This is a genomic window from Peribacillus psychrosaccharolyticus ATCC 23296 (assembly GCF_000305495.1).
In the GTDB taxonomy this organism is placed as follows: Bacteria; Bacillota; Bacilli; order Bacillales; family DSM-1321; genus Peribacillus; species Peribacillus psychrosaccharolyticus.
The window spans coordinates 1-19,078 of sequence record NZ_AJTN02000003.1; the positions used below are offsets into that span (position 1 = coordinate 1).

Annotated in this window: 22 protein-coding genes and 2 pseudogenes; all 24 read left to right on the forward strand. The window is 35.9% G+C overall.

Going from position 1 to position 19,078, the window contains the following annotated elements; genetic code table 11:
* A partial coding sequence (locus WYK_RS00405) for a glycoside hydrolase family 1 protein (RefSeq protein ID WP_040372347.1) occupies positions 1 to 1,007 on the forward strand: 1,007 nt, incomplete at its 5' end.
* Positions 1,008 to 1,017: 10 nt separating this feature from the next.
* A complete protein-coding gene (locus WYK_RS00410; protein WP_040372348.1) occupies positions 1,018 to 1,725 on the forward strand; it encodes a GntR family transcriptional regulator in 708 nt (235 codons plus the stop codon).
* A 95-nt stretch (positions 1,726 to 1,820) separates the two neighbouring features.
* Positions 1,821 to 2,969 carry a glycerate kinase gene (locus tag WYK_RS00415; protein ID WP_040372349.1) on the forward strand — a complete coding sequence of 383 codons (1,149 nt, stop codon included), beginning with the start codon at positions 1,821 to 1,823 and terminating at the stop codon, positions 2,967 to 2,969.
* Positions 2,970 to 3,609: 640 nt separating this feature from the next.
* On the forward strand, positions 3,610 to 4,917 hold the full coding sequence (locus WYK_RS23090; protein WP_051387229.1) for a VWA domain-containing protein: 1,308 nt from the start codon (positions 3,610 to 3,612) through the stop codon (positions 4,915 to 4,917).
* Positions 4,918 to 4,929: 12 nt separating this feature from the next.
* Entirely contained in the window at positions 4,930 to 5,637 is a 708-nt protein-coding gene (locus tag WYK_RS00425) for a hypothetical protein (protein ID WP_040372350.1), read from the forward strand.
* Between the two features lie 27 nt (positions 5,638 to 5,664).
* The gene (locus tag WYK_RS00430) at positions 5,665 to 6,273 is read left to right on the forward strand and encodes a CpaB family protein (RefSeq protein ID WP_040372351.1); all 609 of its coding nucleotides are present in this window, start codon (positions 5,665 to 5,667) and stop codon (positions 6,271 to 6,273) included.
* Between the two features lie 46 nt (positions 6,274 to 6,319).
* Positions 6,320 to 7,441, forward strand: a complete 1,122-nt coding sequence (locus WYK_RS00435) for an AAA family ATPase (RefSeq protein WP_040372352.1) — start codon at positions 6,320 to 6,322, stop codon at positions 7,439 to 7,441.
* A gap of 4 nt (positions 7,442 to 7,445) precedes the next feature.
* Positions 7,446 to 8,780: a CpaF family protein gene (locus WYK_RS00440; protein WP_040372353.1), complete on the forward strand. Its 1,335-nt coding sequence runs from the start codon at positions 7,446 to 7,448 to the stop codon at positions 8,778 to 8,780.
* Positions 8,758 to 9,708 carry a type II secretion system F family protein gene (locus WYK_RS00445; protein ID WP_051387230.1) on the forward strand — a complete coding sequence of 317 codons (951 nt, stop codon included), beginning with the start codon at positions 8,758 to 8,760 and terminating at the stop codon, positions 9,706 to 9,708. Before WYK_RS00440 ends, WYK_RS00445 begins: the two co-directional genes overlap by 23 nt.
* A gap of 287 nt (positions 9,709 to 9,995) precedes the next feature.
* Positions 9,996 to 10,652 carry a type II secretion system F family protein gene (locus WYK_RS00450; protein WP_051387231.1) on the forward strand — a complete coding sequence of 219 codons (657 nt, stop codon included), beginning with the start codon at positions 9,996 to 9,998 and terminating at the stop codon, positions 10,650 to 10,652.
* Between the two features lie 26 nt (positions 10,653 to 10,678).
* A complete protein-coding gene (locus tag WYK_RS00455) occupies positions 10,679 to 10,882 on the forward strand; it encodes a hypothetical protein (protein WP_040372354.1) in 204 nt (67 codons plus the stop codon).
* A 41-nt stretch (positions 10,883 to 10,923) separates the two neighbouring features.
* Positions 10,924 to 11,310, forward strand: a complete 387-nt coding sequence (locus WYK_RS23095) for a TadE/TadG family type IV pilus assembly protein (protein ID WP_051387232.1) — start codon at positions 10,924 to 10,926, stop codon at positions 11,308 to 11,310.
* Positions 11,297 to 12,103, forward strand: a complete 807-nt coding sequence (locus WYK_RS00465) for a pilus assembly protein TadG-related protein (protein ID WP_040372355.1) — start codon at positions 11,297 to 11,299, stop codon at positions 12,101 to 12,103. The genes WYK_RS23095 and WYK_RS00465 overlap by 14 nt, the downstream gene beginning before the upstream one ends.
* Before the next feature lie 64 nt (positions 12,104 to 12,167).
* Entirely contained in the window at positions 12,168 to 13,577 is a 1,410-nt protein-coding gene (locus WYK_RS25305; protein WP_235782401.1) for a cell division FtsX domain-containing protein, read from the forward strand.
* Between the two features lie 170 nt (positions 13,578 to 13,747).
* Entirely contained in the window at positions 13,748 to 13,867 is a 120-nt protein-coding gene (locus WYK_RS25310; RefSeq protein ID WP_235782402.1) for an HNH endonuclease signature motif containing protein, read from the forward strand.
* Between the two features lie 23 nt (positions 13,868 to 13,890).
* A complete protein-coding gene (locus WYK_RS00475; RefSeq protein WP_040372357.1) occupies positions 13,891 to 14,361 on the forward strand; it encodes an SMI1/KNR4 family protein in 471 nt (156 codons plus the stop codon).
* Between the two features lie 441 nt (positions 14,362 to 14,802).
* Positions 14,803 to 14,898, forward strand: a pseudogene (locus tag WYK_RS25315) (recombinase family protein); the annotation flags it as partial.
* Positions 14,899 to 15,248: 350 nt separating this feature from the next.
* A complete protein-coding gene (locus tag WYK_RS25320) occupies positions 15,249 to 15,788 on the forward strand; it encodes a hypothetical protein (protein WP_051387233.1) in 540 nt (179 codons plus the stop codon).
* A gap of 45 nt (positions 15,789 to 15,833) precedes the next feature.
* Positions 15,834 to 16,100, forward strand: a pseudogene (locus tag WYK_RS25325) (HNH endonuclease); the annotation flags it as partial.
* 5 nt (positions 16,101 to 16,105) lie between these two features.
* Positions 16,106 to 16,591 (forward strand): DUF6985 domain-containing protein, encoded by a 486-nt coding sequence (locus WYK_RS00485; protein WP_040372358.1) that lies wholly within the window; start codon positions 16,106 to 16,108, stop codon positions 16,589 to 16,591.
* Between the two features lie 443 nt (positions 16,592 to 17,034).
* Positions 17,035 to 17,475: an SMI1/KNR4 family protein gene (locus WYK_RS00490; protein WP_040372359.1), complete on the forward strand. Its 441-nt coding sequence runs from the start codon at positions 17,035 to 17,037 to the stop codon at positions 17,473 to 17,475.
* 86 nt (positions 17,476 to 17,561) lie between these two features.
* Positions 17,562 to 17,783, forward strand: coding sequence for a hypothetical protein (locus WYK_RS25075; RefSeq protein ID WP_040372360.1), 222 nt, complete (start codon positions 17,562 to 17,564; stop codon positions 17,781 to 17,783).
* A 278-nt stretch (positions 17,784 to 18,061) separates the two neighbouring features.
* Entirely contained in the window at positions 18,062 to 18,442 is a 381-nt protein-coding gene (locus WYK_RS00500; protein ID WP_051387235.1) for an HNH endonuclease, read from the forward strand.
* 1 nt (position 18,443) lies between these two features.
* Positions 18,444 to 19,058 (forward strand): SMI1/KNR4 family protein, encoded by a 615-nt coding sequence (locus WYK_RS00505; RefSeq protein ID WP_040372361.1) that lies wholly within the window; start codon positions 18,444 to 18,446, stop codon positions 19,056 to 19,058.
* The last annotated feature ends 20 nt before the right edge of the window (positions 19,059 to 19,078 follow it).

Below are 19,078 nucleotides of genomic sequence, written 5' to 3' on the forward strand. Positions count from 1 at the left end.
GAACGGCTGAAGCTTTCGTGAAGTATGCAGCGATTTGTTTCCAGTCATTTGGAGATCGGGTGAAACATTGGATTACGTTTAATGAAACGGTTATGTTTTGTGGGTTAGGCTACTTAAAAGGAGCCCATCCGCCTGGTATTCAAAATGATGAGAAGAAGTATTTTCAAGCCACGCATTACGTGTTTTATGCACATGCAAAAGCCGTAGAAGTCTATAAGGAATTAAGACAGTACGGGGAGATTGGCATAACGCATGTATTCTTGCCAGCATACAGTGTCGATGATAAACAGGAAAATGTGATAGCTGCTCGACATGCGAATGAATATGAAACGTTTTGGTACTATGATCCAATCCTAAAAGGGACATATCCCACTTATGTGGTCGAGCAATTAAAGGAAAAGGGCTGGACACCAGATTGGACGGAAGAAGAGCTGAATACCTTACAAAGAAATGCCGAGAAAAATGATTTTATCGGTCTTAATTATTATCAACCGATTCGAGTAGAAAAAAACAATACAGTATTTTCATCCATGGAACATTCACGAGAAACATCTACGCTGGTTCCAGGCAGCCCTTCTTTTGACGGATATTATCGGACTGTTAAAATGGAGAACAAAACCTATACTAAATGGGGATGGGAAATTTCACCTCAAGGATTTTTAGATGGGCTGCATATGTTAAAAGCGCGTTATGGCGATATAAAAATGTATGTTACAGAAAATGGACTTGGGGATGAAGATCCGATCATAGATGGTGAAATCGTAGATGTCCCTCGGATAAAGTATATCGAGCAGCATTTAAAAGTGATTAAGCGGGCAATCAATGAAGGGATTCATTTAAAAGGGTATTATGCTTGGTCCGCTATTGATTTATTAAGCTGGCTAAACGGATATAAAAAGCAATATGGCTTTATTTACGTGGATCATCAGGATAATTTAAATCGAAAGAAAAAGCTTTCGTATCATTGGTATAAGGCTATTATTAAAACAAGAGGCGAAAAGCTGTAAGGGAGATTATATGGCCGTAAAATACAAAGAAATAGCGGATGAGTTAGAAAAGGATATTAGGGATGGAAAGTTTGACGAAACAAAAAAGCTTCCGACAGAAGAAGAACTGATTAAGAAGTATGAAGTGAGTCGAAATACGATCCGAAAAGCCGTTACTCAGTTGGTCAATCGAGGTCTTGTCTATCAAGTGCAGGGCAGTGGAATGTTTTTAAGGGAAAAATCGGAAACGGATTTTATTAATTTAGGCAGTCTTAGAGGGTTAACAAAAGATTTGACCTCGAAAAAAATTGAGACAAAAATTCTGGCTTTACACGTGGTTGAAGCAGATGAAGAAATAGCCAAACAATTACGTTGTGATACAGGAACAAAGCTTTATTATAGTAAGCGGTTGAGACTAGTAGAAAATGAACCGTTCTCGATTGAAATAAGTTATTTTAAAAAAGATATTGTCCCATATTTAAACGAAGATATTGCATCGAATTCAATCTATAGTTATCTTATCGAGGACTTAAAACTAAATATTGGCTTTGCGGATAAAGTCATTAATTGCGAAAAAATTAACGAGGAAAATGCGGACTTGCTCCAAGTTAATCCATTAGATCCGGCCTTAATTATTGAAAACACAGTATGTCTAACGAATGGAACGATCTTTGAATTATCTAAGTCACTTTTTCATTATCAAAAAGCAAAAATCTTAAATCGAATTAACTTTAAGTAAAGTACAGGCTTTCCAATTCGCTAACGTGATGGAAAGCTTTTTTCTTCTTTCAGGTTTATAATAATGTAAACGCTTTCTAGTTAGGAGATGGGAAAATGAAGATTGTGATAGCTCCAGATTCATTTAAGGGAAGTATCTCTAGTATGGATGCTGCATTGTCGATTGAACGAGGGATTTTGCATGCTTATCCTCAAGCGGAAACCGTCCTAGTACCTGTTGCAGATGGCGGCGAAGGAACAATGGAGAATTTAGTTGCAGCAACAGGTGGTCATAAAACCAAAGTCCATGTAATCGATCCTCTGAAAAAGCCATTTGAGGCTGAGTTTGGAGTACTTGGTGATCAGCAAACATGTATTATCGAGATAGCAGCTGCTTCAGGATTGAATTTAGTCAGCATCGGTGAACGCAATCCGTTAAAAGCAACGACTTACGGCACTGGACAACTCATTAAAGCTGCCTTAGATGAGGGATATAGAAACTTTATTCTTGCGTTAGGCGGCTCGGCAACGAATGACGGCGGAGCGGGAATGCTTCAAGCACTCGGTGTTGAATTAAAAAATAGCGCAGGGAAAGAACTAGATGTTGGCGGGGGTGAATTAGGTCAGCTTCAGCAGCTATCTACCGAAAATTTTGACCCCAGAATAGAAGAAAGTCAGTTTACCATTGCGTCAGATGTTGAGAATCCTTTTGTCGGTCCTACGGGTGCAACGTATGTATTCGGTCCCCAAAAAGGAGCGACAGAAGCGATGGTCAAGGTCCTGGATGCCAATCTTTTGCACTTTGCCAACAAAATTGAAGAAAAAATGGGAGTCAGACTTCATGACAGCCCAGGAGCAGGAGCAGCCGGTGGAATTGGCGGAGCCTTTCAGGCATTCTTCCCTTCAACATTGAGAAGAGGAGTAGATGTCGTGGTGGAGTATGCGAGACTTGAAGAACAGTTAGAAAATGCGGACCTTGTCATTACAGGAGAAGGGCAGGTCGATTTTCAAACTGCATATGGAAAAACACCAATGGGAGTAGCTCAATCAGCTAAAGCGAAAAATATACCGACCATCATCCTAGCAGGATCCTATGAAGGAAAGATTGATTCTCTCTACCAATATGGAGTGATTGGGGTATATAGCGTGATGAATAAGCCCATGACCTTGGACCAGGCAATGAAGGATGCGAGTCTATTACTAGAGAAAACAGCGGAACAAGTTTGCCGTACCTATTTTTTTAATAGAGCAGGAGACAGCTTGTGAAAACGTCCTAATGAGAGGCAGAAAAAATTTCCGATTCCTTATCAATATTTAGAAAAATGAGTTGATGCATCTGTAAGCTTTTGGGTACTAGATACCCTGCGCTTACAGATGTTTTTTATAGTTTGAAAGAGGCAAAGATGAATGTGATCTGGTGGAAAAGTTCAAAAAAATAATGTATTTGGTTATGAAGAGAATTATAGATTTTCTTATGATTAAAAGAATAATAGAGCAAAACTACAAAAAAGAGGAAAAAGAACTATGATTTTTTTGTTTTTAAAAACTAAACTCATACAAAAGACATGTTTTTAAAACTAAAATCATTTTAATTTGCTGATTGAGAAAAATGAATAATTCAAAAGTCATGAGAAATCAGTAACTCAAATTTCTTCGAATGAATCAAAAGTACCGGTGTTTGAATGACGGAAATTGGTGGATATTGACGAGGAAAGCAACTAATGATAATTAATATGTATGAGAAATATTCATAAAAATTGGAAATATTGGTTTTAGTTATAAAAATAGTAGGTATATAGAAATTATATGTACCATTTTTCGGAATAAAACGAATGATTATAGGGAATTTGAACTAGATATTGTCGAATTCAAAGCAGGTATTCAATTTTTGTAAAGGAGTTCAACTATGAGGAAAATGGTCATGATCATGTTAGGTGCTGTTTTATTAGCAGGCTGTCAAGATGGCCAATCTGTTGATAAGAAGAAGCCAGGTGAAACGGAGAGTATAAGTACAACTAATAACAGTGAAGATGAGGGGACAAAAGAGGATGAAAAAGTAGAGTTTCCAACCTCATCCACAGATGCTGTTGACATTGTTAAGCAACCTGAAGGGATAAAGGTAAAAGAGACAGATGCTGCTGAAAAGAGTGTTATGGAAAAGTTTCCAGCAGAAAATCTGACAAATGAAGAACTGGTTAATGGTCTCGTGTACTGGTTCGCTATGGATTATTCAAGCATTGATAAGTTGCTTACTGACTATGAGCCGAACTTCGCTGAATATGAAGGCAAAGAACAAGAAGAAAAAATACAGAATGTTGCCATTCATCTCGATTCAAGCGGAAGCATGATTGGTGCAGTAAGAGATGGTGTCAAGATGGATCTCGCTAAGAAGGCAATTCAATCGTTTGGAGAGGATTTTCCAGAGGATTCCTATCTTTCTCTTCGAACATATGGTCATAAGGGGAATAATGAAAATTCGGGAAAAAAATTATCCTGCTCAAGTACCGAATTGATGTATGAGCCAAGTCATTATGATGAAGGAACCTTCAATGAAGCACTTAATAAATTCAAGCCAACTGGGTGGACTCCTTTAGCGAATTCAGTAAAAGCAGGATATGAGGATTTAAAGGTTAAAGCAGATGAAAATACTAGTAATTCGTTATTTATTGTTAGTGATGGTATAGAAACATGTGGAGGTGATCCAGCTGCGGCTGCCAAGGAATTAGCGGATTCTGATTTAAAGGTTAAGGTGTATATTATTGGATTTAATGTAGATGATGAAGGACAAAAACAGCTGAAGGAAGCAGCAAAGGCTGGAAACGGTAAGTATTTTACGGTTAATTCGAAAATTGAATTAGAAAATAGCCTCACTAATCTTTTATCTGAAGCAAAAGCAGGCTATAAACGTAATTTTTCCTTATCTCAATACTATACAGCGACTAACTTTCATTCAGTAAAGTTAAGTAAAGAAGTGGATGAATTAAGAACAGAATTTATTGAAAGAATGCGTGATGAAACAACGTTCTACATAGAAGCAATCAATGAACTGAAAAATCAAGGAAAAATTGACAACGCCCAAGCAGAATCTGTAGAAAACATAGTTAATGAACGTCAGGAAAATGTATTAGCCTACATAACTCAATTAGCAGAAGAAGCCCAGATGAGAATTAAAAAGAAACTAGAAATCTTACAAGCAGAAGCTGATAAAAGATAGAGGAGTGACCTTATGCAAGTTATTGTGGATGAATCCTTAGGAATCCCTCAAGAATATTTGGATCCATCAGTTATTATTAGAAAAACAAAGTTAAAAAAAGATAAGACACTAACCGACTACTTTTCAAAAGAAAAGCAATCATTTTTTTATAGGACCCTGCCTGTATTGAGTAGAACACAGGAGGAAGAATTAGAAGAGGCTGGAGAATGGTTTAGTAAACATAAAGAGATTTTATATATCTATGATTCATTCACTACAGATACTGGGGTTTTAAAAAGATTGAAAAATTGGAATTTTCCAAATAATAGATTAATAACCGTTGACGGAGCAAATAATCGGGCATATGTGATTCACCTCCTGAAAAGTAAAAATGAAAGAGAAGAGCTGTTAACATTAATCTTTATGGATACTCAGACCTTTACCATTAGTAGTTACCCAAATTATAAAAAGAAATCAAAGTATTTTAAGTTAGTAAGAAAGATAAACAAGTATTTTTATTTAATTGATCATTCCTCAAATGAACTTATTGCAAAAGGAACAAAAGAAGAGTTAATGGATAAAATTGATCAACTTTATCCTTCGAAAATAAGTATTATTGCCTCTCCTAGATATCTAAATATTGAGAAGAGAGATAGTGAAATTTACAAAATTAATGAACACAGTTTGCCGTATAGTTCAGATAATATTGATATTTTAATTATGAATCAGCCTAACAGTTAATGAAGCTGATAATGGAGTGACAATTGGATGATAGATTCTAAGAGAAAAGCATTTATATTTTTAAGTATTTCTTTTTTACTTGCATTAGTTACTGCAGGCGTTATTTTAGTACAAATTAATCAAGCACAAGAAAAGCTGGGAAAAACAGTATTGGTTGCTGCCGCATCGAAAAGTATTACATCTTATCATGAAATAAAAGATTCGGACTTTAAATGGGTCGAAATGCCAGTTACAAGTGCATATAGTTCCTTTATTACAGACAAAAACGACTTATCAGAAGCGATTACCGTTATTAATGTAAAAGAAGGAGATTTACTGACTAAAAGTTTGGTCCGAAAAAAATTAGACATTCCTGATAATGAAAGAGTTGTATGGCTCAATGCTACTGAAATTGTTTTAGTTGATCAGCTAGTTGCTGAGGGTGATTTAGTAGATATTATCGTTGCCTATGAAACCCCAGAAGGGTTAAAAACAACCCGGGTTATGCAAAGTGTTCAAGTCGTACAAGTGGAAGAACAAGAAGAAGGCTCCCCTAGAGTAAAGGTATCCTTACCTGTAGATAAAGCAGAACTCTTAATTCATCATCAAAACTCTGGTAAACAAATACGGGTCCTTAGGGTAAATCAGGCACACTGAAAGTAGAAGGATAAGCTAAATTTCATGTTTGGAAGGATGCGAAAGCGTGAGTGTATACAAGGGCTTACTTATTACGAAGAATCAAGAATTACTAAATGACCATATACAGCAGCTAATCAGTGAGGAGAGTATTGATATCACAGTTATTGCTGAATGGAAACGAACCTTCCATGAACAACAATTTTTTCACTATATATTTGTTGACATAGATACGATTGATTTTCCTCATCAACAACAAGCTTCATCAGGCAGTATTTTAATTGCTCTTACAGAAAATCATGAATTTGATCTAGCACGATCTTGGTTAGTGGCAGGAGCAAAAGATGTGATAGTTCTTCCAAAAGAAGCAAGCAGGTTTAAACACCTGATTAGCAGAACGAGAGAGCAATATCAATTTCAGAAAGAAACAGAACATGGAATTGGAACAGGAGAAGTACATGCTTTTTATAGTGCTAAAGGGGGAAGCGGGAAAACCTTATTATCTGCAATCGCAGCGCAATCTTTAAGTATCCATCATGAATCAAAAGTCATCCTGATTGATTTAAATGCTCAATTTGGCAATATAGACGTTATTTTTGGTGTCCAGCCTTTTCGATCTTATTATGATTTAATTCCTGTTATGGGTGAAATGGATATTCGACATATCCAAAATGTATCCACTATTCATCAAGAAACAAAGGTTACGTTATTAACGGGCCCAGCTAATCCTGCGAAGTCCGAAAATTTACCGGATGAATTAATCGGGAAAATGATAAGGGTGGCAAGGAACCATTTTGACTATGTCATTCTAGATCTTCCATCAGCAATGAATAATATGACGTTTACCGGTTTAAATGACGCGACTCATATTCATTATATTATTACACCTGATAGTTTAGGAATGAGAGCTTACCAGTATACAGAGGATCTCTTTGAACGCTTTCAAATTGGCAGAGGTAAAGATTTATCATTAATTATCAATCGGTACCATGCGAAGTCTGAATTAACAAAGAAGGATATAGAAAAGATTGTTAATAAAGAAAGTAAAGGGAAGTTTAGTGCTGATTATTTTGCTATTCAACCTTTTATTAACATGGGTCAGAGTTTTTACAAAAAGAAAAAAGACAAAGGGAATACTAAGGTCTCAAAGGAAATGAAGAAATATATTGATGAACTAAAAAAGGGGTGATTATATGTCTTGGATTGAGAAAGCCTCGAGGACAGCAACTATTTCGATGCGTGCAGATTGGGATGTGAATCGATCTCAAACAGACATATGGATACGCCATTATAAAACAAGGCTTATTAAAGAAACGAATTTAGAAAATATCACGACGCTTGCTCCAATGGAAAGAAAAGTTACGATAGAACGGCTCGTAAAGCAAATGATAGAAGAAGAAAAGGTCATTATCCCTAACGAGCAAATTGATCAGATTATCCAGCAAATAATTAATGAATCTGTCGGATATGGTCCATTAGAAGTTTTGCTCAGAGATGAATCTATAACTGAAATTATGGTAAATGGTCCAAATGAAATATTTATTGAGCGAAACGGAAAATTAGAGAACACAGATGTCCATTTTAAGGATAACGATCATGTCAGACATATTATCGATAGAATAATTGCACCACTTGGAAGAAGGATAGACGAGAGCTCTCCAATGGTAGATGCTCGGCTCCAAGATGGCAGCCGTGTAAATGCAGTTATTCCTCCAATTAGTATTGACGGTCCATCAATCTCAATCCGTAAGTTTAGAAAAGATCCTTATTCTCTGGACGACTTAATAAACTTTGAAAGTTTATCAGATGAAATGGCTAGCTTTTTAAGAATGGCGGTTAAAGCTAAAACCAATATCCTTGTATCAGGTGGAACAGGAAGTGGGAAAACAACATTGTTAAACGTTTTATCTGATTCCATACCTGAAGGGGAACGAATAGTAACCATTGAGGATATGGCTGAATTAAGATTCTCTTATAACAATCTCATTAGGCTTGAAGCGAGACCTCCTAATATGGAAAGTAAAGGTGAAGTAACTATCCGTCACTTAGTGAAGAACGCACTTAGAATGCGTCCTGATCGAATTATTGTTGGAGAAGTTCGTGGTTCCGAGGCAATTGACATGCTTCAGGCAATGAACACTGGACATGAGGGATCATTAACAACTGTACATGCCAACACACCTAAAGATGCACTAGGCAGATTAGAAGCAATGGTTATTATGTCAGGTCTTCCGTTGACAGTAGACGTAATACGTGGATATTTCGTTGGGGCATTAGATTTAATCGTACAAACCTCGAGATTTACTGACGGAAAAAGGAGAATAGTTAATATATCTGAATTAGTAGAAGAAAAGGGAGACATGGTAGCAAAAGATATTTATCGTTTCAATCGTAAGGCTACTCTTTCAGACGGTTCAATTATTGGAGAATTCGTAGCAACGGGGTATATCCCTAAGGTTTATGAACGGTTTTTATCATTTGGTATTGAGTTTCCAAGAGAAAGATTTGAATCGGGGGCTGGAACATGAACCCAGCTTTGTGGCTGCTCGCGTCTTGTATTTTTTTCTTTTTATAAGTATTTACTTCTTTTTAAAAGCTAGAAAAATAAAAGGTACGGCTAAAAGAGTAGATGAATGGTATGAAAATGAAAGTACATTAGAGAGAAAAAGCTTTGTTTTAGTTATTGGCGATAAATTTGATCAGTCAGAGCTAGCGAAGGATTTACAAAGGAAACTCATTCAAGCCAACTTGTCTCTTAAACCTTCAGAATATCAAGGGATTTATATATTACTTTTAGCTCTAATGACTTTTATTTTTAATCAATTTCTAGGTTTGTACATTGTTATGTCACTTCTCATTGCTTTAATTATGATTGCGGTTGGTTCAAAATTTTTCTTGAAATCTAGAAAGAATAAGCGGACAGAGAGCTTCGAAAAACAACTTCCGGAAATATGCAGGATGATGTCAAACGGAATAAAAGCTGGTCAAACAATTCCCCAGGCGATTCAAATGGTGGGCAGGGATATGGATGCTCCAAGTGGACCAGAATTCAAAAAAATGCATGACCAATTTACATTGGGGGACAGTTTGGAGGTAGTAATGAATGACTTTAGAGAGCGGCTCATGAGTAATGACATCAATATATTTGTAAGTACAATTCTGATTCAACAAAGAGTCGGGGGAAACCTTGCGGAGGTACTTTCTACAATGGCAGAAACGCTTGAGGAAAGAAGCCGAGTTCATAAAGAAATCAGGACGGTAACAGCTGAAAGTCAAACAATCGCTTATATTTTAGTAGCTATGCCTTTCTTAATGATGCTGATGATGAATCTATTCATTAAAGGATTTTTAAATGTAATATTTACACCTTTTGGACTCCTATTGTTTGTTGGTTTTTCAAGCTTAGTATTTATGGCCTTTTTGTTAATTAGAAGACTTACTAATATAAGGGTGTAGTGGTATGAAACTAGTCGGTTTATTTTCATTAATTATGATGTTTTTTATTCTTCTTATGCTTTTTTTCGGATTTGTTTATCTCTACTTATTTATAGCTAAAAAACAAAGTCTATTAATCTATCAAGGATATAATTCTAAAAAAAGAAAAATCCAAAAAGACACTTAAAGACAAGATTTTAAGTTTGATAACAAGTTGGTCAGTAAAAGCTGGACCCATCGGTATAAAATACCCGTTTTTCGCCGATATCGATAAACATACTAAAATGCTGAAGGAGGCTGGAAATCCCTTGGATCTCCAGTTGCAGGATTTCTTTGGTTTACGTTTTGTACTTGGGTTTATGGGATTATTCTTCGGTACGGCCTACACAATTATTGGCCTTCCTTTTGGGTTACAGGTTCTTTTACTTTCTATAATTGGAGGGTTTCTAGGTCCGAGTGGATGGCTGCATTTAAAAGCAAAATATAGACAAGAAACAATTAGTATCATGATGCCAGATTTTCTTGATACGGTTAGTGTCACACTGCAAGCTGGTGTTAGTTTAGATGGAGCCTTAAGTCAGGTTACTATGCAATTCGAAGGACCGTTAAGTGAAGAAATTGAACAATTTAATAAGGAGGTGGAACTTGGTGTCCCAAGACTCTCAGCTTATCAAAGTTTAATAGATAGAAATTCCTCTAAAGAATTACACTCTCTAGTTAACAGCTTAATTCAAGGGAGTTCATTAGGGGTTCCTGTTTCAAAAACGTTTAAACTTCAAGCTGATGATTTACGATCTACCAGGGGTTTCACAGCAAAGGAAAAAGCAGCAAAAGCAAGTCCATTAATCACATTAGTTACCACTTTTTTTATTGCTCCGGCGGTATTTGGATTGATTATAGGTTTACTAGTATTGAATATTATTTATAATCCGGGGGCTTTTGGGTTAGATTCATTCTTTTTCTAAAAAATTGAGTATAGGAGTTGGATAATATGATGAAGAAAAGTTGGAATATCCTAAAGAGCAAAGTTGGATATTATGTGCAAAATGAAAGAGGGGCACAAGCTTTAGAATGGGTGGCTTTAGGACTGGTGGTCCTTGCCATTATGGGGGTAATTGCAACAGGAATTCAAGGGGATGCTTCACTTGGTAAAGCGATTATAGGTAAATTATCAGAAATGATTTCAGGATTGTGATTATTTGGTAAGTGAGGGCTGTAACTGAGAGGGTGAGCAAGTTGAAGAAACGAATTATATGCTGCTTAAAGAATGAAAAAGGGTCACAAGCCATTGAATTCCTTGCTATGTTTCCTCTCGTTATTCTGGCGATGCTCATCATTTGGCAGGTAGGGTTAATTGCTTTTTCCTTGGTTGTTGCTGAATCAGCTGCTCGTGATGGTGCACGGGCAGCTGCCATTCACGATCCAAATTGGGCTGAAGTGACGAAAAAATCTGCCCAAGGACTTAAAGTCACTATTTCAGGGGGACCAGGAGCAGAAGAGGCACGCGTGGAAGTTCAAGCGATTGCACCAATCGTATCACTTCCAATTATTAATAATATGGAATTTCCTTTTACAGTTGATGCCGTTATGCCAATGGAGGAAAAGCCTGATGATGAGGATTAGGTGGAATCAATACGTTAGAAATGAAAGAGGAAGCGGTATGACAATTCTTGTTATCGGATTGCTCATGGCTGCAATCTTTCTTACTTTTATTTTCTTTGACTTTTCAAATGTATTTATTAATAAACGAGTTACCCAAACAGGTGCAGATGCAGCGGCACTGGCAGCGGCCAAATCTTCTAGGATTAGCATGAAGGAAGAATTAAAAAAGGAAACCGAAAAAGAATTAGATGAATTAGGAAAACGCTGGGAAGATTTTTTGAGTAGTGAAGATGAAAAAGAAAAGGAAAAAGAAAAGGAAAAAGAAAAAGAAAAGGAAAAAGAAAAGGAAAAAGAAAAAGTTAAGTCAAAAGATAAACCAAAGGATGAAAAAGATGAGCCAGCACCTACTACGGATGAATTACTAGAAAAATTCGTTAAATCTGAGGAGTCAGCTCATGGTGGTCGTACAATGCCAGGGGACATGAAATCTTGGCTTTTAGACCATTCAACAGAGGTGGAAGCAAACTCTGCTATGAAGTTTTTCTTTGACGATGAAGGTGTATCAAAAATTGCTTGTAAAGCTGTAAGAGACAACTTTGATTCAGCAAAAAAAGAGGCGGACAAGTTTGCAGAAGAAAACGATAATGATCGAGTAAAAACGTTAACCTTTATTGCCGACGAATTTAGAGTATTCGCAAGTACTGAGAGGAAAGGTGATTACACCACTGTCTCTAGTGATGCAGTACCTGCTATCAGTTCAGAATCTTCTGCACGAATAGGGGAACCAAAAGGATTTAGAATTTCCTGTGAATAGTAGTAAATAGAGAGATGGTTTTCTTATATTGGATGCCTCTTCTCTATTCAATGGGAGGGTAGAAATGAAGATACATTTAAATAAAAATATTTTTCTGTTCTCTAGCCTGTTCCTTTTACTTTTTGCTTTTATTTTAGTCATGCCGGTTTCTGCAGAAGTTAGTGAAATAGAAACGAATAAAAATACCATCTCTAAAACGGAGATCACTGATGCAACAAATGGAGAACTAATAGAGGAAGATAGTAATTGGTTAAAAGACATATGGAATGGGATAAAAGAAATAGGTAATAAAATTAAGGATCAAGTTAGAGAGGCTGTAGATTGGGTAGTCGATGAAGGAAAAGATTTCTTAGATTGGTGGAAGGAGTCTGGCTGGGAGGGAGTAAAAGACTTCTTTTCTCAGGAATGGGTAAAAACCACCTTGAAAGTAATTGGGGCAATCGTCGCTGTTGCGGGGGTCATTCTTTTGGGAGTATTCATCTTAGCGGCGGTGGGTATTACGGTTGCTGTGAGTGTAATAATTGGAGCAATCGTTTTTGGCATAGTAGGTGTTCTTACAACCTTGCTTGGTGGAGATGATAGTTTTGGAGGAATGCTTGCAGGTGGACTTTCTTCAGGCATTTCCAGTCTGTTGGGATTTGGTGTTTTTAGGGCGTTAAGTTTTTCAAAATTATTGCCGGCAACAGGTATCCTCCGCCAACTTAGTCTTGGTATTTTGGGAGGGTCTGGTGCGGTCGGTTTTACCCTTTTACAAGGGTCACTTCACTATTTATTCACGGGAGACAGTACCTATTTAAAAGAGGCTGTTACGTGGGAAAATATGCTTTTTAACTTAGCCTTTGGAGCAGTGATGGGTCCATTAGCAGCTAAGCTGTTTAGTAAGCCAGGAGTGAATCAAGCAATAAAAGGGCCAGGCAAATGGCTGGCAACCATACTAGCGAAGAAAACAGGAAAACCACTAGGAGCGATTTCGAGTGCCATCAGTTCTGCTTGGCAAACCGTAAAGGCTACCGCCTCTATTAGTGCCATCAGCAGCCTATTAATCGGAGGGTTTGACAGCTTCAAGCAGTATAAACAAAATGGCGAAGTAGATTGGAAGAAAACAGGCCAGCGAACAGCTATGATTTTCACAACGACCTTGGTATTCGGAGTTGCCCTAGGGCTTGGACCCAAGTTCATGATGAAAGGGTGTGCCTGCGATGACCCACCGGTTTCTCAGGTACAGCAGTCGGAGAAGAACGTTACTGAAAAGAGTGTAACTAAGGGTACGGGTAATGTAAACTTAAAAAACATTGATGAGTTTATTGATGGTACCAAAACTTTTGATGATGTTGTTGATGAATTTGCTCGACTATACAGTGAAAAAATTCAAACAAACAAAACTTGGTCATGGAATAAGTCATTTCATGGTGGAGAGTATTTAACTGCCCGCCAGCGAAAATCGATAAAGGAAAAACAATTTCAGATGGCCTGATTCCCAATGTAAATGTTATTAAAGTAGATGGAATGAGGTATGGTTTTGCAGATTTCAAGGGTGCTGGACTTGTAGTAGAGACTAAAGATTTACCAAAAAGTCTCTGGTTAAAGTCTGACGAGGCACAATTTGAATGGCTAGATAACGTAATTGGAGGAAGACCACAAGGTATGACATGGCACCATACTGAAGTACCAGGTAAAATGGAGCTAGTACCTTTTGGAATACACAATATAACTATTCATAATGGTGGCAGATCTACTGGAATGTGGGCAGATGCTCCGAGATAGCATTTAAAGAAAGGAGAAGAGATATGAAAATAAAACAGGACACTATAGTAAGGCCATTGCCTTCAGAGGAATTAATAAAAAATCACGAAAAGTTTTGGAGACTTTCATTACCAGAGTCTTTCTTAGAATTTATAAAACAAAATAATGGTGTAGAGGTTGAGGAAGCAACATTTGAGTGTAACAACCGTGGTTATGCGTTAGAAAGGTTTTTGTGTATATTAGATGATATTGAGAATCATCCAAAAAGAATTTATGACATAGATGTTGTATTTTCACAAATAGGTGAAAGATTAACTGATAACGAAGACTTATTAGGGGCAGAGGTATTGCCAATAGCTAGTGTATTTGCGGGTGACTTTGTATGCTTAGATTTTAGAACAGATAAAAATAATCCATCTGTTTGTATATGGTCTCATGAAGAATCCGGTGAGTTTGAGCCTGTTACATATAATGTGGCAGATAACTTTACCGAATTTTTAAAGACACTTGAATAGAACCAAAAAGAGTACAAGTTGAAAATATATGAAATTAAATTTGATATTAATAATGGATAAATTTTATAGTATAGAAGAAAGCACCTGATTGCCTTCATTGAGCAACAGGTGTTTTTATTAAAGTTTTAGATCTTGGTCAACATAGATGATGTAATGAAATTCATAACTCATGATGGTTGTACCATCATGGCATTCTGTTTTAATACTTGGTTTGTGAAAATTTACATGCCAAGAGGACTTATGATACTGCCAAACCCACAAACTAACGACAATGACAAAGCTCGTGGCGATAAACGGTAGGTTACATAAGAAGGTTCCTAGTTTAGTAAAAGGACAGGTAAAAATTGGGTTGTATTTCTACTAGAGAGGGTCGTATAATACTCGCTATTCGTTTAAAAAGCGTTACATAAATTTTAATTTTCGTAACGGGAGGGTGAAAAGTTGAACGTTGTTGGGTATATACGAGTCTCGACTCAAGGACAAGCAAGAGATGGATATAGCTTGAGATATCAAGAAGCCGAAATTAAAACGTACTGTTAGGAACAAGGCTTGAACTTGATACATATTTCAACATAAAGGGCGAAGTAAACAGCACGGCTCAAGATAACTTTATTAATGATGGATGGGCAAAGGTGTATTACAACTGATCAATATAAAACAGTTCACTTTTAGAACTTATAAATAAAGGAGGGGATTCTAATAATGAGCTATGAATTTATTGATTGTTAAAAACCTTGACGGGCTATATGCCTTTCAAGGTTTTTAAAACTTAAGTCGATTAAATCAATATTTGAAAGAGGCTGTTAAAGTAGGGAAATGTGCTTTTGAACGTACTTTTTTAGTGCAGTGATCGTTAATTAGCAGCTAAGCTGTTTAGTAAGCCAGGAGTGAATCAAGCAATAATAGGGCCAGGCAAATGGCTGGCAACCATACTAGCGAAAAAAACAGGAAAACCAATAGGAGCGATTTCGAGTGCCATCAGTTCTGCTTGGCAAACCGTAAAGGCTACCGCCTCTATTAGTGCCATCAGCAGCCTATTAATCGGAGGGTTTGACAGCTTCAAACAGTATAAACAAAATGGCGAAGTAGATTGGAAGAAAACAGGCCAGCGAACAGTTATGATTTTCACAACGACCTTGGTAATCGGAGTTGCCCTAGGGCTTGGACCCAAGTTTATGATGAAAGGGTGTGCTTGCGATGATCCACAGGTTTCGCAGGTACAGCAGTCGGAGAAGAGTGTTACTGAAAAGAGTGTAACTAAGGGTACGGGTAAAAATAGGCAGATAGACTATACGAGAGGTTTTGACGTAGAGCCTAAATATAGCTCTTATGAACAAAGGGTAAAAACTACCCCCGTTAATAGAGGTAAATGGAGTAACGAACGAGCAGAATCATTATTTATCTCTGATAAGACCGGTGAAATTTAAAAATATCTTGATGAAGCTGGTGTTGATGGAGTTGAGTACAAAAACGGAATCCCAGACTTTTCTCCATTTTCCAAAGGTGAAATTAAATTAGAAAACATGACTAATGATAAAGAATTGGCTAAAAAGTGGAGTACACCAGAACAAAAATGGACAGCAGAAGATATAGCTGATTGGCGAGAAGATAATAAATATACTTGGCATGAACTTAATGACTTGGAAACAATACAATTGGTACCAAGTAAAATCAATAGTGTTTTTAAACATTTGGGTGGAGTTGGCGAATATAATATAAAAGTTAAGTTAGGAGAGTAATTAGGATGACAATGATTAATGATGATTTATTTGGAAGGCTTGAATATAAAAACAACTTCTGGAGAGGAAAAACAACTATTAGAATGTTTGATTTGGAAAAGGAAATACTTTTAAGTGTTGATGCACATGAAAATGCTGATTTTTCGAATGTACAGCGAGAAGCATTTCTTAACTTTATTCAAGATATGAAAAACGTAATAAATGAGGCAGAAGAGCAAGTATATGATTACTATAGTGAGAACTATGAAGAGTATAGAGAGATGTTAGGTAATAAATCAGAAGCAGACAATTTTGCTCCGAAAATTGATTCTATCTCAGATTTAAAAAGATTAGTGAAGCCAACTGAATTAATTGTAAGAAGAGTAAGGAAGAATGGGAAAAGAAGACTAGGTTTGCTTTGCGATGTCTCTTGGGATAATGAAAATGGATTGGGAATAAAAATTGAAGATGAAATTGTAGAAGAAGTAGGTTATCAAGATATTGTACTATAACTTACCAAATATAAATGATGTTAAGATTGACCTTGTATGGCTAACAGCTCATTCAAGGTTTTTTTTACGAATAAATAATAGATGAAAGTAAGATAAAAAATAAAGAAATAACTAACGACAATGACAAAGCTCGTGGCGATAAACAATGAGTAACGTGAAAGAGAGTTGTAATGTTGCCTTCGCTTTTGAATTTTGGGTTGTACTTCTACAAGAGACGGTCGTATAATACTCGCTATTCGTTTTAAAAGAGTTACGTGTATTATAAATTTATGTAACGGGTGGGTGAAAAGTTAAACGTTCTTGGGGATATACGAGTTTCAACACAAGGCGAAGCACGGCTCAAGATTACTTTATTCTAATGATGGGCAAATGTACATTACAACTGATCATTATAAAACAGTTCACTTTACTGGAACTTATAAATAAAGGAGGGGATTATAATAATGGGCTATGAGCTTATAAAGGCAAACCAAGAAAATAGTTTTTATCCAGTGGCTGAAAACGAAATAAAGGAGGTTGAGAAGGAACTCGATTTAAAATTTCCTGAGGAGTTAGTGGATTTTTATATAGAGGTTGGCTACGGGTTTATTAAAGGTTCAGAGTTTAATATTAATCGTATTATGGACCCCTATTCAGTAAGAGATTTTCGGTTAAGAATTAATGATTTTGAGTTCTACCCCGACATAGAAATCTATGATGAATTTGAAAGTGACAAATTAATATTTTTTGAAGGTAGTGAATCCGCTTTAATGTCAATCGAATTGAATGAAAAGAATAGCAGTAAAGTTTACTATTATAATGTTCAAATTGCGACTTCTCTTGAAGAATTTTTAAGAAAAATAGAAGAAAATGATAAATATTACTTGGAATTATTAGTTGATTAAAAACCATAATAAAACTCAAAACTTGATTGGATAAATGCCTTTCAAGTTTTTTTACTTTAATTAATATTAACCCAGCTGATATTTGAATGAGGCAATTAGAAAATGATTTGTTTGAGAATCGAGAGCTCATGGAAGTAAGGTTAGGGAGCCCTTGGAGTGATTACCCTAGATTATTAATTGAAGCAAGTAAAAGAATAAAAAAGCCAGTTTACAAAAGTTATGAAGAATTAGAAGAGATATTAAAAGAGGCATTTCTATTGTATGAAGATTTAAAATTTGGGTTAATCAATTTGTATAATGAACAATAATAGATAAACATAATTTGATAGCAGGCAATACTTTGATAGGTTTGAGTCCTTTCAAGGTTTCTTTTTTAGGGTGGGGCTTAACCAGTGCCGTATAACTTTACTAAATCATGAGAATAGATGTAAACCATAAGAGACCTACATATGTCTTACCAAAGGATATAAATGGATATACATAGTAAGAAGTATTCCTTATTTAATATAGATTTTCTCTTATATAAATAACCCTGGAAAATATAGATACCAGTGTTACTAAGGGGATAGATAATCCAAGAACAAGGTTGCCAAGAACAAATGGTAAATGGGAAGGAGAGACTGATAATGGGAAATGGTATTCAGATAATAATGCAGTCTTAGAGGTTACTGGTGGTAAACCAGTAGAATTTAAAAACAGTAGACCTGATTTTTCTCCTTGGTCAAAGGGTCAGTTAAAATTTAAGGAAGGGCAACTAAACGGTACAGATAGTGATTTCAAATTGGTATATGAAAAATTAATGAAAGCAAAAGGTTTCAATAGTAGAAATCAGGCGAAAAATTGGTTGAGAGAGAAAGGTCTGACTCCTCACCATTTTGATAACAAAACTATACAGTTAATACCTACAAAATTGCATAAGAACGTTCCACATATAGGTTCAGCTTCAGATTTAAGAGGAGGTTACTAAGTTGGAAAACAATAATAGAAATGAAATAGAAAAAGTGTTAACTAAATTGGGAATTGAACAACTTAATGTGATTTCCGATATTCTACGAATAGAAAATTTAAATGAGTTAGAAAAGAGATATACTCTATCCTTTCCAAAAGAATATAAAGAATTTATATTGAGTTTCGATGAAATATTCTTTGAGAATGAAATAGAGTTTAAACCAATTAAACCTTCTCCATTAACAACACACGAGGGTAAACAATATTTTGATGGTTTTTATGGACTAAATAGCCTTTCCGAACAAATAGAATGTTATGAAAGTCGAATACCAAATTGTTTAATTCCTATCGGTGAATGTCCAGGTGGGAACTTAATTTGCCTAGGTGTGAAGGAAGTTGCACTCGGAAAGATTTATTTCTGGAACCATGAAAATGAACTTAGGGCAAAATTATTGGTTGGTGAAGATGAACCTATAGATGATATTAACTTATATTGGAGTAATTTACATCTTGTTGCTGATACATTTATGGATTTCCTAAATAAATTGGAGATTAATCAGGATAATGTTGAAGATGGTGATATTGATGTTGATGATGTTGAATTATGGTTAGATGATGACTTATTAGACAATTAATCCTTAAATTTGATTGACAA

Bases quoted from the DNA above. Each gene is read 5' to 3' on its own strand.
- WYK_RS00410 (WP_040372348.1), top strand. From the start codon at position 1,018: ATGGCCGTAAAATACAAAGAAATAGCGGATGAGTTAGAAAAGGATATT.
- WYK_RS00465 (WP_040372355.1), top strand. From the start codon at position 11,297: ATGATGAGGATTAGGTGGAATCAATACGTTAGAAATGAAAGAGGAAGC.
- WYK_RS25310 (WP_235782402.1), top strand. From the start codon at position 13,748: ATGACATGGCACCATACTGAAGTACCAGGTAAAATGGAGCTAGTACCT.
- WYK_RS23090 (WP_051387229.1), top strand. From the start codon at position 3,610: ATGAGGAAAATGGTCATGATCATGTTAGGTGCTGTTTTATTAGCAGGC.
- WYK_RS00485 (WP_040372358.1), top strand. From the start codon at position 16,106: ATGACAATGATTAATGATGATTTATTTGGAAGGCTTGAATATAAAAAC.
- WYK_RS00455 (WP_040372354.1), top strand. From the start codon at position 10,679: ATGATGAAGAAAAGTTGGAATATCCTAAAGAGCAAAGTTGGATATTAT.
- WYK_RS00415 (WP_040372349.1), top strand. From the start codon at position 1,821: ATGAAGATTGTGATAGCTCCAGATTCATTTAAGGGAAGTATCTCTAGT.
- WYK_RS00475 (WP_040372357.1), top strand. From the start codon at position 13,891: ATGAAAATAAAACAGGACACTATAGTAAGGCCATTGCCTTCAGAGGAA.
- WYK_RS00490 (WP_040372359.1), top strand. From the start codon at position 17,035: ATGGGCTATGAGCTTATAAAGGCAAACCAAGAAAATAGTTTTTATCCA.
- WYK_RS00440 (WP_040372353.1), top strand. From the start codon at position 7,446: ATGTCTTGGATTGAGAAAGCCTCGAGGACAGCAACTATTTCGATGCGT.
- WYK_RS25305 (WP_235782401.1), top strand. From the start codon at position 12,168: ATGAAGATACATTTAAATAAAAATATTTTTCTGTTCTCTAGCCTGTTC.
- WYK_RS00425 (WP_040372350.1), top strand. From the start codon at position 4,930: ATGCAAGTTATTGTGGATGAATCCTTAGGAATCCCTCAAGAATATTTG.
- WYK_RS25075 (WP_040372360.1), top strand. From the start codon at position 17,562: ATGAGGCAATTAGAAAATGATTTGTTTGAGAATCGAGAGCTCATGGAA.
- WYK_RS00430 (WP_040372351.1), top strand. From the start codon at position 5,665: ATGATAGATTCTAAGAGAAAAGCATTTATATTTTTAAGTATTTCTTTT.